The following is a 13,320-nucleotide window of genomic DNA, read 5'->3' as shown; positions in this document are numbered from 1 at the left end:
CGTGGCCCTCTCAGAACTTCAGCAGGCTCGCGTCGTCGACCGAGGCCGAGCGTCGCGTCCGGAAGATGGTCATGATGATCGCGAGCCCGACGACGACCTCGGCGGCGGCCACGACCATGACGAAGAACGCCGCGATCTGCCCGTCGAGGTTGCCGTGCTGCTTGGCGAACGTCACCAGCGCGAGGTTCGAGGCGTTGAGCATCAGCTCGACGCACATGAACACCACGATGGCGTTGCGCCGGGTCAGGACCCCGACGCACCCGATGGTGAAGAGGATCGCCGACAGGACGATGTACTCATTCACGGCTGCTCCTCAGTGTGGGCGGTCGCGCCGCCCTTGCCGCTGGTCTCGGGAGTGGCGTCGGGGCGCGACTGGTCGTCGTAGCCCAGCGAGCGCTGGACCTCCTCGATGTCGTCGGCGAGGTCGGGGGCGCTGCGGACCGTGCCGCGTGCCGAGAGCACGCGGGAGACCGAGGCCTCCGACGCCGTGCCGTCGGGGAGCAGGGCCGGGGTGTCGACGGCGTTGTGGCGCGCGAAGACGCCCGGCGAGGGCAGCGGTCCGAGGTGGGTGCCCTTGTCGGCGTAGTCACGCAGGCGCTGCTGGGACATCTGGGCCTGGCCGGGCTTGGCGTTCAGGCGCTCGCGGTGCGCGAGCACCATCGCTCCGAGCGCGGCGGTGATGAGCAGGGCGCTGGTGGTCTCGAAGGCGAACACGTACCGGGAGAACAAGACGTCGGCCAGGCCCTGGATGTTGCCGCCGGCGTTGGCGCGCTCGAGGCCGACCGCGGTGCCGAGGGTCAGCTGGCCGAGCCCGATGACCAGGGTCAGCCCGAGCAGCAGACCGCCGAGGATCGCGAGTACCCGCTGGCCGCGGATCGTCTCCACGACCGAGTCGGAGGCATCGACGCCGACGATCATCATCACGAACAGGAACAGCATCAAGATGGCGCCGGTGTAGACGATGATCTGCACCGCGAACAGGAACGGTGCCTCGAGCGCGGCGTAGAGCACCGCGAGGCTGACCATCACGACCGCCAGCAGCAGCGCGGCGTGGACGGCCTTGCGCACGAAGAGGATGCCGAGGGCGGCGAGCACCATCAGCGGAGCCAGGATCCAGAAGGCGGTCACGACGTCGCCTCCCCACGGGCCGCGGGGGCGGGCGCGGCGTACTCGCCGCGGTAGTAGGCGCCCTCGTCGTCGCCGAGCAGCATCGCGTGCGGGGGCTGCTCCATGCCGGGCAGCAGTGGAGCCAGCAGGTCGGACTTCTCGTAGATGAGGTCGGCGCGGTTGTCGTCGGCCAGCTCGTACTCGTTGGTCATGGTGAGCGCCCGGGTCGGACAGGCCTCGATGCACAGCCCGCACAGGATGCAGCGCAGGTAGTTGATCTGGTAGACGCGGCCGTAGCGCTCGCCCGGGGAGAAGCGCCCGTCCTCGGTGTTCTGGTCGCCCTCGACGTAGATGGCGTCGGCGGGGCAGGCCCAGGCGCACAGCTCGCAGCCGATGCACTTCTCGAGGCCATCGGGGTAGCGGTTGAGCTGGTGCCGGCCGTGGAAGCGGGGTGCCGTCGGCGACTTCTCGAACGGGTACTGCTCGGTGACGACCTTGCGGAACATGGTGCGGAAGGTGACCCCGAACCCCGCGATGGGGTCCCAGAACTGCTCCTTCACGCCGCGGGACTCAGCCATCTGCGTGTGCCTCCTTGCCCGCGCCGGCGTCGGCGGAGCTCGAGATCGGGGTGTCGAAGGTGAGCGGGGCCGCGGCGCCGCGCACCGGGCCGCCCGCGGGCATCGCGGGCACCGGGAAGCCGCCCGGCGTGGGCTCGGCGACGACGGGAGTGTCGTCGATCTCCTCGCGGTCCTCGCCGAAGAGGAACAGCAGGAGGAAGAGCACCGCGAGCACGCCGATGCCGATCAGCAGGTACTGCCGGTCGATGCCGTCGTCGAGCGAGAGCGTGCGGATGGTGGCGACCGCGATGATCCAGACGAGAGCGATCGGGATCAGGCGCTTCCACCCGAACGCCATGAACTGGTCGTAGCGAAGACGCGGCAGCGTCCCACGGAGCCAGATGAAGAGGAAGATGAAGACGAACATCTTGCCGAAGAACCAGATGACCGGCACGTAGCCCTCGTTGGCGCCCTCCCAGATCTCGTCGATCCAGAACGGCGCGTGCCAGCCGCCGAGGAACAGCGTGGTGGCGAGCGCCGAGACCGTGGCCATGTTGATGTACTCGGCCAGGAAGAACAGCGCGAACTTCAGCGAGGCGTACTCGGTGTGGAAGCCGCCGACGAGCTCGCCCTCGGCCTCCGGGAGGTCGAACGGCGCGCGGTTGGTCTCCCCCACCATGGCGATCACGTAGATCACGAACGAGGGGAACAGGATCAGCCCGAACCACAGGTCGTCCTGGGCCGCGACGATCCCGGAGGTCGACATCGAGCCGGCGTAGAGGAACACCGCGACGAGCGCCAGGCCCATCGCGACCTCGTAGGAGATCATCTGCGCGCTCGAGCGCAGGCCGCCCAGCAGCGAGTACGTCGACCCACTGGCCCAGCCGCCGAGCACGATGCCGTAGATGCCGATCGAGGCGATGGCCATGACGAACAGCACGGCCACCGGCATGTCGGTGAGCTGGAGGGGGGTGGTCCGGTCGGTCCAGGGCAGCCCGACCTCCGGGCCGAACGGGATCACGCTGAACGTCACGAACGCTGGCACCGCGGCGATGACCGGCGCCAGGACGAAGACCACCTTGTCGGCGGCCTTGGGGATGAAGTCCTCCTTGAGCGCCAGCTTCACGCCGTCGGCGAGCGACTGCAGCAGACCGAAGGGACCGTTGACGTTGGGGCCGATGCGGTGCTGCATGCGCGCCACGACACGGCGCTCGAACCAGATGAGGAAGAGCGTGAGCACCACCAGCACGACGAAGATCAGGACAGCCTTGACGATGACCAGCCACCACGGGTCGCGCCCGAAGGCGCTCAGGTCCTCGGCGGCGAGGACGGTGAGTTCGGGGATCACGCGTCCGCTCCCTTCACGCTCACGCGGGAGCCGGGCGACGCCACGTCGGCGAGCACCCCGCGCCCGAAGGAGTTGGCGGGCAGCCAGACCACTCCGTCGGAGAGGTCCGGTGCCACGACGGCGGGCAGCGTCACGGAGCCCCGGTCACCGGTGACGGTGATCGCGGGGCCGACCGCGTCGAAGACGGTCTGCGAGACGCGGGCCACGGTCGGTCGCGCCGTCGCGGCGAGGTACTTGTCGCCGTCCTGCATCGAGCCGTTGTCGATCATCTGCTTCCAGGTCGCGAGGGCCAGGCCCTGCGTACCTCCCTGCCTGGCGTCCGCGGCGAGCGCGGGCACGCTCGGTGCGCTGGGCCGCTCGCCGTCCCACGGGCCCATCTCGGCCATCCGGCGTCGTGCCTCGGCGACGGTGCGGAATCCGAGGACGCCGCCCGCACCGAGCTCGGCGAGCTCCTCGGCGATGCCGGCGAGGACGCGCAGATCCGGGAGAGAGGCGGGGTTGGACAGGATCTCCTCGAACGGACGGGTCCGGCCCTCCCAGCTGACGAAGGTGCCCGCCTTGTCGGTCACCGGCGCCACCGGGAACACGACGTCGGCAGCACGGGTCACGTCGGTCTCGCGCAGCTCGAGGGCCACGACGAAGCGGGCCGCCTCGAGTGCGGCACGCGTGGCCGCCGGGTCGGCGGTGTCGTCGGGGTCGATCCCACCGACGACCACGCCACCGAGCTCGCCGGCCGTGAGCGCGGCGACGATGCCGGCGCCGTCGCGACCCTCGGCGTGGGGCAGGGCGTCGACGCCCCACGCGGCGGCGGCGTCGACGCGGGCCGCGGCGTCGGCCACCGGCCGGCCTCCGGGCAGCAGGTTCGGCAGGCAGCCGGCCTCGACAGCACCGCGGTCGCCGGCCCGTCGGGGCACCCATGCCAGCCGGGCCCCGGACTTGGCGGCCAGAGCGGCGGCTGCCGACAGGGCGCCGGGCACGGTGGCCAGTCGCTCGCCGACCAGGACGACGCTCGTGGCGTCCAGCCCGTGGTCGGCGTGGCCCAGGAGGCTCTCGATCGCGGCGGGCTCGTCGCCCGGGGCGGTGGCGACCAGGTGGCCGCCGAGCTTCTCGAGACCACGCGAGGCGAACGGCGCGATCGCGACGACGCGGGTGCCGTGCTTGGTGGCCTTGCGCAGGCGCAGGAAGATCGCGCCGGCCTCGTCCTCGGGCTCGAGGCCCACCAGGACGACGGTCGCGGCGCGCTCCAGGTCCGCGTACGTCACGGCGCCGCCCTCGGGTCCGGAGAGCACCACGTGCGAGGCCAGGAACTGGGCCTCCTCGGCGGAGTGCGGCCGGGACCGGAAGTCGATGTCGTTGGTGCCGAGCGCCACCCGCGCGAACATGCTGTAGGCGAAGGCGTCCTCGACGGTGTGCCGACCCCCGAGCAGTACGGCGGACGGTCCGGCGTCGCGCAGCCCGCGGGCGGCGACGGCGAACGCCTCGGTCCACGAGGCGGGCCGAAGCGAGCCGTCCTCGTCACGCACCTGCGGGTAGGTGATCCGGTCGCCCTGGTCGGCGTAGTGGAACGCGAAGCGGTCCTTGTCGGTGATCCACTCCTCGTTGACCTCGGGGTCGTTGCCGGCCAGACGGCGCATGACCTTGCCGCGCCGGTGGTCGACACGGATGGCCGAGCCGCAGGCGTCGTGCTCGCCCACGGACGCCGACGAGACCAGATCGAAGGGGCGCGAGCGGAAGCGGTACTCGGCCGAGGTCAGGGCGCCGACCGGGCAGATCTGGATCGTGTTGCCCGAGAAGTAGGACTGCAGCGGCTCCTTCTCGTAGATGCCGACCTGCTGCAGCGCGCCCCGCTCGATGAGCGCGATGAACGGGTCGCCGGCGATCTCCTCGGAGAAGCGGGTGCAGCGAGCGCACAGCACGCAGCGCTCGCGGTCCAGGAGGACCTGGGCGGAGATGTTGATCGGCTTGGGGTAGGTGCGCTTGATGCCGCCGGAGGCGGAGAACCGGGACTCCCCGCGACCGTTGGTCATCGCCTGGTTCTGCAGGGGGCACTCGCCGCCCTTGTCGCACACGGGGCAGTCGAGCGGGTGGTTGATGAGCAGGAACTCCATGACGCCCTGCTGCGCCTTGTCGGCGACCTCGCTGGTGGCCTGGGTGTTGACGACCATGCCCTCGGCGACCGGGAGCGTGCAGGAGGCCTGCGGCTTCGGGAAGCCGCGGCCGTTGCCGGCGTCGGGGATGTCGACCAGGCACTGGCGGCAGGCGCCGACCGGCTCGAGCAGCGGGTGGTCGCAGAACCGCGGGATCTGGACGCCGACCTGCTCGGCGGCCCGGATCACCAGGGTGTTCTTGGGCACGCTGACCTGGATGCCGTCGATGGTCACCGAGACCAGGTCGACGTCGGTCTTCTGGGGGGTGCTCATGCGGAGGCTCCGGCGGTGGCGAAGGTGGTGGAGGCGGCCGGGTCGAACGGGCAGCCTCCGTGCTGGAGGTGGGCGAGGTACTCGTCACGGAAGTACTGGATGGAGCTGGAGATCGGGCTGGTGGCGCCGTCCCCGAGGGCACAGAACGAGCGGCCCAGGATGTTGTCGCACTGGTCGAGCAGCAGGTCGAGGTCGGCCTCGCTGCCCTGGCCCTTCTCGAGGGCGGCCAGCGTCTGCACCAGCCACCACGTCCCCTCGCGACACGGGGTGCACTTGCCGCAGGACTCGTGCTTGTAGAACTCCGTCCAGCGGAGCACGGCGCGCACCACGCAGGTGGTCTCGTCGAAGAGCTGCAGCGCGCGGGTGCCGAGCATGGAGCCGGCCGCGCCGACACCCTCGAAGTCCAGCGGGACGTCGAGGTGCTCGTCGGTCAGCAGCGGAGTGCTGGAGCCGCCCGGCGTCCAGAACTTCAGCTGGTGGCCCTCGCGGATGCCGCCGGCCAGGTCGATCAGCTCGCGCAGCGTGATGCCGAGCGGGGCCTCGTACTGGCCGGGGCGGGTCACGTGGCCCGACAGCGAGAAGATCCCGAAGCCCTTGGACTTCTCGGTGCCCATGGAGGCGAACCACTCGGCGCCGTGGTCGATGATGCTCGGCACCGAGGCGATGGACTCGACGTTGTTGATGACCGTCGGGCTGGCGTAGAGCCCGGCGACGGCCGGGAACGGCGGGCGCAGGCGGGGCTGGCCGCGACGGCCCTCGAGGCCCTCGAGGAGGGCGGTCTCCTCGCCGCAGATGTAGGCGCCGGCACCGGCGTGGACCACGAGGTCGAGGTCGTAGCCCGAGCCGTGGATGTTCTTGCCGAGGTGGCCGGCGGCGTACGCCTCGGCGACGGCGGCCTGGACCCGGCGGATGACGTGGAGCACCTCGCCGCGGATGTAGATGAACGCGGTGTTGGCGCGGATGGCGAAGGAGCTGATGATGACGCCCTCCACCAGCGTGTGCGGCGTCGCCATCATCAGCGGGATGTCCTTGCAGGTGCCCGGCTCGGACTCGTCGGCGTTGACGACGAGGTACTTGGGCCGGGGGTTGTCCTGCGGGATGAAGCTCCACTTCATGCCGGTCGGGAAGCCGGCGCCGCCGCGGCCGCGCAGACCGGAGTCCTTGACCGCGGCGATGATGGCGTCGGGCCCCCCGAAGTCAGGCGCGAGCGCCTTCTTCAGCGCGCCGTAGCCGCCCTGCTCCTCGTAGGCCGCCAGCGTCCAGCTGCGCTCCGAGCCCCAGTTGTCGGTGAGGACGGGGGTCAATGTGTCAGCCACGGAGTGTCCTTTCCCGGTGGTTGAGGTGCGAGCGGAGCGCTTGTCCTGAGGCGCGAGCCTGCGAGCCTCGAAACTCAGCCATCGGCCTTCTCCTGCTCGGTCTCGGTCTCCGCGCGGGAGGTGTCGGCCTGCTCGACCGCCTCGGTCTTCGTGTCGGCGGTCTCGCCGGTGCTTCCGCTCGCGTCCGAGGACGGGGCGGTCCAGCCGCGCTCGCGCGCGATCTCGCGTCCGACCAGGCTGGCCGGGCCCGCGGAGGGGCCCTCGTCGGCCAGGCCGTCGGGGAAGCCGGCGAGCACCCGCTCGGCCTCGCGCCAGGTGCACAGCTTGGGCCCGCGGGTGGAGTGGACCTCATTGCCCGCGCGCAGGTCGTCGACCAGCTGGGTCGCCGACTGCGGCGTCATGTTGTCCATGAACTCCCAGTTGACCATCATCACCGGCGCGTAGTCGCAGGCCGCGTTGCACTCGACGTGCTCCAGCGTGATGCTCTTCAGTCCGGGGGCGTCCTCGGTGGTCTCGTCGTTGCCGACGTCGAGGTGCTCCTTGAGCCGCTCGAAGATCAGGTCGCCGCCCATGACCGCGCACAGCGTGTTGGTGCAGACGCCGACGTGGTAGTCGCCGACCGGCTTGCGCTTGTACATCGTGTAGAACGTCGCCACGCCGCTGACCTCGGCCGCGGTGAGCTCGAGGATCTCGGCGCAGGCCTCGATGCCCTCCGGCGTCACGCGACCCTCGACGGACTGGACGAGGTGCAGCATCGGGAGCAGCCCCGACCGCGGCTGCGGGTAGCGGGCCGCGATCGCGCGCAGCTCGCCGTAGGTCTCCTGGGTGAGACTCATCGGGGTCCCCTCGAAGTTGGGAGGCGGAGGAGCGAAGCGGAGGAGCCGAGGAACTTCGTGGGATTCATCTGTCCACGCCTCCCATGACGGGGTCGATCGAGGCGATGGCGACGATGACGTCGGCGACCATGCCGCCCTCGCTCATCACGCTCGTGCCCTGAAGGTTGGTGAAGGAGGGGTCGCGGTAGTGGACCCGGAACGGGCGGGTGCCGCCGTCGGAGACGACGTGGGCGCCGAGCTCGCCACGCGGCGACTCGATCGGCACGTAGGCCTGGCCCGGCGGGACCCGGAAGCCCTCGGTCACCAGCTTGAAGTGGTGGATGAGGGCCTCCATCGACTCGCCCATGATGTGGCGGATGTGGTCGAGACTGTTGCCCATCCCGTCACTGCCGATCGCGAGCTGGCTCGGCCAGGCGATCTTCTTGTCGGAGACCATGACGGGGGCGCCCTCGAGGCCGGCCAGGCGATCGGCGGCCTGCTCGATGATCTTCAGCGACTCCCACATCTCGTTGAGCCGGATGCGGAAGCGGCCGTAGGAGTCGCACGAGTCCCACGTCTGGACGTCGAAGTCGTAGTCCTCGTAGCCGCAGTAGGGCTCGGTCTTGCGCAGGTCCCAGGCGTAGCCGGTGCTGCGCAGCACCGGCCCCGTGATGCCGAGCGCGAGGACGCCCTCGAGGTCGAGGTGGCCGACGCCCTCGAGGCGGGCCTTGAAGATCGGGTTGGCGTTGCAGAGCGCGGCGTACTCGGGCAGGCGCTTCTTCATCAGGGCCACGAAGCTGCGGATCTCGTCGAGCGCGCCCGGGGGCAGGTCCTGCGCGACGCCGCCGGGGCGGATGAACGCGTGGTTCATGCGCAGGCCGGTGATCAGCTCGAACAGGTCCAGCACCAGCTCGCGCTCGCGGAACCCGATGGTCATCACCGTGAGCGCGCCGAGCTCCATGCCGCCGGTGGCGATGGCGACCAGGTGGGAGGACAGCCGGTTGAGCTCCATGAGCAGGACCCGCATGACGCTGGCCTTCTCGGGGATCTGGTCCTCGATGTCCAGCAGGCGCTCGACGCCGAGGCAGTACGTCGCCTCGTTGTAGAAGGGGCTGAGGTAGTCCATGCGCGTGACGAACGTCGTGCCCTGCACCCAGGAGCGGAACTCCATGTTCTTCTCGATGCCGGTGTGCAGGTAGCCGATGCCGCAGCGGGCCTCGGTGACCGTCTCGCCCTCGAGCTCGAGGATCAGGCGCAGCACGCCGTGGGTCGAGGGATGCTGCGGGCCCATGTTGACGACGACGCGCTCGTCGGCGTCCTCCGCGAGCCCTTCGGCGATCTGGTCCCAGTCCTGGCCGGTGACGGTGAAGACCCGGCCCTCGCTGGTCTGGTTGGTGCCGGCGTAGATGTCCTGAGTCATTAGTTGTACGACCTCCGCTGGTCCGGCGGCGGGATGGTGCCGCCCTTGTACTCGACGGGGATGCCGCCCAGCGGGTAGTCCTTGCGCTGGGGGTGGCCCGGCCAGTCGTCGGGCATGAGGATGCGGGTGAGAGCCGGGTGGCCCTCGAACACGATCCCGAACATGTCGAAGGTCTCGCGCTCGTGCCAGTCGAGGGTCGGGTAGACCCCGACCAGCGAGGGGATCGTCGCGTCGCCGTCGGGGACACTGACCTCGAGGCGGATGCGGCGGTTGTAGGTCATCGAGAGCAGGTGGTAGACCGCGTGCAGCTCGCGACCGGTGTCGTCGGGGTAGTGCACGCCGCTCACCCCGGAGCAGAGCTCGAAGCGCAGTGCGGGGTCGTCGCGCAGCGTCTGGGCGACGTGGCGCAGCTCCTCGCGGCTCACGTGGAAGGTGATCTCGCCGCGGTGGATCACGACGTGCCCGAGGTGGCCCTCGAGGACGTCGGCGACCTCGTCGAACCAGCCACCGTAGGGGCGCTGGGCGGGACCGGGGAACACGATCGGGGCGACCAGACCGCCGTACCCGCTGGTGTCGGAGGTGCCGGCGGCGCCGAACATGCCCTTGCGCACGCCGACCGCCGTCACCTCGCCGGGGGCGGCCGGGACGTTCTCCGGGGACTGCTCGACGGCCGGCTGCTCCGGGCCCTTGGGCTCGGGCACGACGTCCTTGTTGTCCTCGCTCATCGCAGCTGGCCCCGCATCGCCGAGGTGGGCAGCGCGTTGAGCGCCTCGGTCTCGAGGGTCTCGATCTCGGCCAGGCGGTTGACGCCGAGCTTGGTCGACTGCACCTGGTCGTGGAGCTTGAGGATCGCGTCGATCAACATCTCCGGGCGCGGGGGGCAGCCGGGGAGGTACATGTCCACGGGGACGATGTGGTCGACGCCCTGGACGATCGCGTAGTTGTTGAACATGCCGCCGCTGCTGGCACAGACGCCCATGGCGAGGACGTACTTGGGGTTCGGCATCTGGTCGTAGATCTGGCGCAGCACCGGGGCCATCTTCTGGCTCACCCGGCCGGCCACGATCATCAGGTCGGCCTGGCGGGGGCTGGCGCGGAAGACCTCCATGCCGAAGCGGCCCAGGTCGTACTTGGGGCCACCGCTGGTCATCATCTCGATGGCGCAGCAGGCGAGGCCGAACGTGGCGGGCCAGAAGGAGGCCTTGCGCATGTAGCCGGCGACGCCCTCGACCGTGGTCAGGAGCACGCCGCTCGGGAGCTTCTCCTCGATTCCCATCAGAGGCGTCCTTTCTGCGGTCGTGGCAGGTCGTGAAGTGCGGGCATCGTGACTCTCAGTCCCATTCCAGGCCGCCCCGGCGCCACACGTAGGCGTAGGCCACGAAGACGGTGGCGATGAAGATGACCATCTCGACGAGACCGAACAGCCCCATCGCGTCGAAGTGCACCGCCCACGGGTAGAGGAAGATGATCTCGATGTCGAAGACGATGAACAGCATCGCGGTGATGTAGTACTTCACCGGGAACCGCCCGCCGCCGACCGGCTGCGGGGTGGGTTCGATGCCGCACTCGTAGGAGTCGAGCCGGGCGCGGTTGTAGCGGCTGGGGCCGACCAACGCGCTCATCGCCACGGAGCCGACCGCGAACAGTGCCGCGATGATGGCCAACGCCAGTACCGGCGTGTAGAGCTCCATCCGCAGTCCCTTCCTGGTGCCTGGCGCGCCGTCGGTTGTGACTTTGTGAAGCGAATCACGAGGTGGCGCAACGCACATCTTGCCACTCGTCGGCGCGCGCGTCACACCCAGGGCTGCCCGGCCGCAAACCGCTCCTCACCTGGCCATTTAGCGCACGCGCCGCTTGCCTAATTGGGTCAACGGCCTGACCTGCGAAGAGGGCGCCTCGCCGGCCTCGCCGGACGTACTTCGCCGTACTACGCGCGCGATTCGTGCCGCGGGCGACTACCGAGTGGCGCGGTGGAGCGCGACGATGCCGCCGGAGAGGTTGCGCCACTCGGGGGCCTGCCAACCGGCGGCGGCGACCAGCTCGGCGAGGCGCTGCTGGTCGGGCCAGGCGCGGATGGACTCGGCGAGGTAGACGTAGGCGTCGGGCGAGGACGACACCGCGCGCGCGATCGGCGGCAACGCCTTCATCAGGTACTCGATGTAGACGGTGCGGAAGGGCGCCCAGGTCGGGTGGCTGAACTCGCAGACGACCAGGCGTCCACCCGGCCTGGTGACGCGGAGCAGCTCGGCGAGCCCGGCGGCGGGGTCGACGATGTTGCGCAGGCCGAAGGAGATCGTCACCGCGTCGAACGTCGCGTCCGCGAACGGCAGCCGGGTCCCGTCGCCCGCCGTGAACGGAAGGTGGGGGCGCGCGCGCTTGCCGACCCGGAGCATGCCCAGGGAGAAGTCGCAGGGGACGACCGCCGCACCGCGGTCGGCGAACGGCTGGCTCGAGGTCCCGGTGCCGGCCGCGAGGTCGAGGACCCGCTCACCGGGCTGCGGGTCGACGGCGGCGATCACGTCGCGGCGCCAGCGCCGGTCCTGCCCCAGGGACAGGACGTCGTTGGTCACGTCGTAGCGGCGCGCGACGGCGTCGAACATCCGGCGTACGTCGGTGGGTTGCTTGTCGAGCTCAGCGCGGGCCACTCGCAGAGCGTACGGGGGGACCGCCGTCGGCCCGCAGGCGGTAACGGGTTGGTCACAACCGGCGATTGTCGGCCGCGCCTGGCAACCAGTGCGGCCGGCGTGGCGTCATCTGAGTACCCACCCACCAGATCGCAAAGGCCCCGCCATGTTGTTCGCCCGCCGCCTCGTGATGATCGTCGCCGCCGCCGCCCTGCTGTCCGGTGCCGCCCTCGGCGTGGGGTGGGCGAGCCGCTCCGCCGAGGCGCCACGCTCGACTGCCCCGCTGGAGCGACCGGCCCAGGCGCCCCACGAGCCGGCACCCCGCGATCCGGCGCCGTCACCGGAGTCGCCGGCCCCGTCCCCCAAGCCCGAGGTCACGCCCGAACCGCCCGCGCTGCGACCCGGCCCGCGGCTGCTGGGCAGCGGCGACGAGGGCGACCGGGTGCGCGACCTGCAGGCCCGGCTGCGGCAGATCGACTGGTTCGAGGGCGACGTGACCGGCTTCTACGGCAACGTCACGGTGGCCGCCGTCCGCGGCTTCCAGGCCAAGCGCGAGATCCCGGTGACCGGCGAGGTGGACCGCCGCACGCTGGGTCGCCTGCACGCCATGACCACCTCGCCGACGGCGGCCGAGCTCGCCAACCAGCTCGGCGGCAACACCCCCGGCGCGCTGGACCGGCGCTGCTTGACCGGCCGGGTGCTCTGCATCGACAAGACCAGCAGCACGCTGCGCTGGGTCGTCGACGGCCGGGTGCTCAAGACGATGGACGCGCGGTTCGGCGGCGCGGCGACCCCGACCCGCGAGGGGCTCTTCCAGGTCACCTACAAGAGCCGCGACCACGTCTCGAGCCTGTACGAGACCTCGATGCCGTTCGCCATGTTCTTCTCGCGCGGCCAGGCCGTGCACTACTCACCGGACTTCGCCGCCGTGGGCTACGACGGCGCCTCCCACGGATGCGTCAATATCCGTGACCACGACGGGGTGGCGTGGCTCTACGACCAGGTGCGCGTCGGGGACGAGGTCGTCGTCTACCGGTCCTGACCGCCACCTAGTCGGCGAGCCCGTCGAGCAGCTCGACGGCCTCGTCGGCGTCCAGGCCCCGGCCGTAGAGCTGGTACGTCGCGTTGCCGGAGCCCACCTGGCACTGGATCGCCGCCGGCGCATCGCCCTCGTCGGGGATCTCCTGGCCCTCCGGGACCGGCTGCTCGTAGTAGCGCGCGCAGACGCCGTCGCCGGCGCTCACCAGGTCGGTGATGTTGCGCTCGAAGTTGACGTAGGACGGATCGAACGGCGGGCCGTTGGGCAGGAACGGGCCGGCCGGCTGCTCCACCACCGTGATCGTGACCTGGGTCTCGAGACTCTCGTCCTGGTAGGTGCGGATCTGCGCGGGTGCGTCGAACAGCTCCTCCAGCAGCTCGGCGCCCGACTCGTTGATGCCGCGCTGGCGCTCGGCGAGGTCCGTGGCCGCGTCGGCGTTCTCGCCCTCCACGTCGTCGGCCTCCAGCTCGACGGCGCGCAGTCCCCCGGGCAGCGTCTCCGGCAGGTCCACCGGACCCGCGGTCGCCTTCGGCAGCAGCACCGCGAACGCCACCAGGAGCGCCAGGATCACGAGGCCGACGAGGGAGCCCACGACGAAGGGACGGGCGGTGCGGGGGGAGGCGGTCACCCGGTGACGTTACCCACGTGGTGCCCGCTGCGGCCAGCCGCTGGGT

General features: G+C 70.7%; 14 protein-coding genes. 1 reads left to right on the top strand and 13 read right to left on the bottom strand.

The features are described 5' to 3' along the window. Nucleotides 1–10: 10 nt before the first annotated feature. The 12 genes from nuoK to LRP67_RS05220 form a co-directional block, all read right to left on the bottom strand. Entirely contained in the window at nucleotides 11–304 is a 294-nt protein-coding gene (gene nuoK, locus LRP67_RS05275; RefSeq protein WP_231241603.1) for an NADH-quinone oxidoreductase subunit NuoK, read from the bottom strand. Next, nucleotides 301–1,098, bottom strand: coding sequence for an NADH-quinone oxidoreductase subunit J (locus LRP67_RS05270; RefSeq protein WP_374107394.1), 798 nt, complete (start codon nucleotides 1,096–1,098; stop codon nucleotides 301–303). The genes nuoK and LRP67_RS05270 overlap by 4 nt, the downstream gene beginning before the upstream one ends. A gap of 26 nt (nucleotides 1,099–1,124) precedes the next feature. After that, complete coding sequence (gene nuoI, locus LRP67_RS05265; RefSeq protein ID WP_231269135.1) at nucleotides 1,125–1,685, bottom strand: NADH-quinone oxidoreductase subunit NuoI; 561 nt, start codon at nucleotides 1,683–1,685, stop codon at nucleotides 1,125–1,127. Further along, entirely contained in the window at nucleotides 1,678–3,012 is a 1,335-nt protein-coding gene (gene nuoH, locus LRP67_RS05260; protein WP_231269134.1) for an NADH-quinone oxidoreductase subunit NuoH, read from the bottom strand. Before nuoH ends, nuoI begins: the two co-directional genes overlap by 8 nt. Continuing rightward, nucleotides 3,009–5,432, bottom strand: coding sequence for an NADH-quinone oxidoreductase subunit G (locus tag LRP67_RS05255; protein WP_231269133.1), 2,424 nt, complete (start codon nucleotides 5,430–5,432; stop codon nucleotides 3,009–3,011). The genes nuoH and LRP67_RS05255 overlap by 4 nt, the downstream gene beginning before the upstream one ends. Beyond that, complete coding sequence (nuoF, locus tag LRP67_RS05250) at nucleotides 5,429–6,748, bottom strand: NADH-quinone oxidoreductase subunit NuoF (RefSeq protein WP_231269132.1); 1,320 nt, start codon at nucleotides 6,746–6,748, stop codon at nucleotides 5,429–5,431. The genes LRP67_RS05255 and nuoF overlap by 4 nt, the downstream gene beginning before the upstream one ends. Before the next feature lie 74 nt (nucleotides 6,749–6,822). Continuing rightward, nucleotides 6,823–7,584 (bottom strand): NADH-quinone oxidoreductase subunit NuoE, encoded by a 762-nt coding sequence (nuoE, locus tag LRP67_RS05245; protein WP_231269131.1) that lies wholly within the window; start codon nucleotides 7,582–7,584, stop codon nucleotides 6,823–6,825. 64 nt (nucleotides 7,585–7,648) lie between these two features. Then, complete coding sequence (locus LRP67_RS05240; protein WP_231269130.1) at nucleotides 7,649–8,983, bottom strand: NADH-quinone oxidoreductase subunit D; 1,335 nt, start codon at nucleotides 8,981–8,983, stop codon at nucleotides 7,649–7,651. After that, nucleotides 8,983–9,708 (bottom strand): NADH-quinone oxidoreductase subunit C, encoded by a 726-nt coding sequence (locus LRP67_RS05235; protein WP_374107393.1) that lies wholly within the window; start codon nucleotides 9,706–9,708, stop codon nucleotides 8,983–8,985. The genes LRP67_RS05240 and LRP67_RS05235 overlap by 1 nt, the downstream gene beginning before the upstream one ends. Next, nucleotides 9,705–10,259, bottom strand: coding sequence for an NADH-quinone oxidoreductase subunit B family protein (locus LRP67_RS05230; RefSeq protein WP_231241610.1), 555 nt, complete (start codon nucleotides 10,257–10,259; stop codon nucleotides 9,705–9,707). The genes LRP67_RS05235 and LRP67_RS05230 overlap by 4 nt, the downstream gene beginning before the upstream one ends. Before the next feature lie 55 nt (nucleotides 10,260–10,314). Further along, the gene (locus tag LRP67_RS05225; protein WP_231269129.1) at nucleotides 10,315–10,674 is read right to left on the bottom strand and encodes an NADH-quinone oxidoreductase subunit A; all 360 of its coding nucleotides are present in this window, start codon (nucleotides 10,672–10,674) and stop codon (nucleotides 10,315–10,317) included. Between the two features lie 264 nt (nucleotides 10,675–10,938). Continuing rightward, nucleotides 10,939–11,628 (bottom strand): demethylmenaquinone methyltransferase, encoded by a 690-nt coding sequence (locus LRP67_RS05220; RefSeq protein ID WP_231269128.1) that lies wholly within the window; start codon nucleotides 11,626–11,628, stop codon nucleotides 10,939–10,941. A gap of 145 nt (nucleotides 11,629–11,773) precedes the next feature. Between LRP67_RS05220 and LRP67_RS05215 the strand changes: the two genes are divergently transcribed. Beyond that, nucleotides 11,774–12,649 (top strand): L,D-transpeptidase family protein, encoded by an 876-nt coding sequence (locus tag LRP67_RS05215; protein WP_231269127.1) that lies wholly within the window; start codon nucleotides 11,774–11,776, stop codon nucleotides 12,647–12,649. Nucleotides 12,650–12,656: 7 nt separating this feature from the next. Here LRP67_RS05215 and LRP67_RS05210 read toward each other — a convergent pair whose 3' ends face one another. After that, nucleotides 12,657–13,274, bottom strand: a complete 618-nt coding sequence (locus LRP67_RS05210; protein WP_231269126.1) for a hypothetical protein — start codon at nucleotides 13,272–13,274, stop codon at nucleotides 12,657–12,659. Between the last annotated feature and the right edge of the window lie 46 nt (nucleotides 13,275–13,320).

It is taken from the genome of Nocardioides sp. cx-169 (genome assembly GCF_021083605.1).
Lineage (GTDB): Bacteria > Actinomycetota > Actinomycetes > Propionibacteriales > Nocardioidaceae > Nocardioides.
Note: the sequence above shows the minus strand (reverse complement) of the source record. Positions and strands in the feature narration are given on the sequence as shown.